The sequence below is a fragment of the Verminephrobacter aporrectodeae subsp. tuberculatae At4 genome (assembly GCF_000193225.1).
GTDB classification, from domain to species: domain Bacteria; phylum Pseudomonadota; class Gammaproteobacteria; order Burkholderiales; family Burkholderiaceae_C; genus Acidovorax; species Acidovorax aporrectodeae.
The window spans coordinates 1-788 of the sequence record NZ_AFAL01000777.1 but is presented as its reverse complement, the minus strand read 5'-3'; the positions used below and the strand labels follow the sequence as shown (position 1 = coordinate 788).

At 64.6% G+C, this 788-nt stretch carries 2 protein-coding genes; both read right to left on the bottom strand.

Features of this window, described 5'->3' with window-relative positions; translation table 11 throughout:
* Positions 1-139, bottom strand: a 139-nt coding sequence (locus VTU_RS32045; protein ID WP_010108621.1) for an IS4/Tn5 family transposase DNA-binding protein, incomplete at its 3' end; no start/stop codon positions are given.
* 123 nt (positions 140-262) lie between these two features.
* Positions 263-739, bottom strand: coding sequence for an NUDIX domain-containing protein (locus VTU_RS0121425; protein WP_029554642.1), 477 nt, complete (start codon positions 737-739; stop codon positions 263-265).
* Positions 740-788 lie beyond the last annotated feature (49 nt).

Genomic DNA, 788 nt, shown 5'->3' with positions numbered 1-788 from the left:
TGTCGGCCCAATCGCCACAGGCTTGGGGGATACTGGCTGTGGGCTTGGCACTCAAGCTCTCGATCAGGTGGATCGCACGCTGTTTGCGTCTGGGGTCCCCCAGGTTCATGCTCTTGAATTCCGTGGCTACCCAGTTCATTGTGTGCTTTCGCTATGAAATAGGTAGCATAGCTTATGCTCGGGGGCTTGTGTATAAAGAGATGGTGTTAACCCTTGCTTGGTCTCTTGCCCTGGGCGCGAATGCATGGATTGCATTTCTTGCTCAGGCAGCACCGCCAGCCCGTTGCGCTTCTTCGATGGCAAACCGCTGGCCGCGCTCCTCGGCGAGCCATTGCAGGACCGGGTAGGCGCCGGGCAGCACGGGGGTTACCGTCGGTGGCATCTGCTGCCAGGCCATGGACTGGCCTTCGCGCATTTCAAACTCTCCGGTCCATTGCCGGACCTTGCACCAGTGCAGGCGCACCAGCGCGTGCGGGTAGTCATGCTGCGTAATTTTCCAGACGCTGGCGGGGCCGATGGTCACGCCCAGTTCTTCGATCAGTTCCCGGCGCAGCGCCTGCTCGACTGTTTCTCCGGCCTCGATCTTGCCGCCCGGAAACTCCCAGTAACCCGCGCAGGGCTTGCCCGGTGGGCGGGTGGACAGGAGCACCGCGCCGTCGGCGCGCAGCAGGATTCCCACCGCCACCTCGGTGCGCCCGCGTCCGGCGCCGGGCGCGGACGCCGGGGTGGCCTCAGTCACCGTGGCGCCCCGCGTAGTCGCGCGCAAACTGGTAGGCCACGCGGCCGCT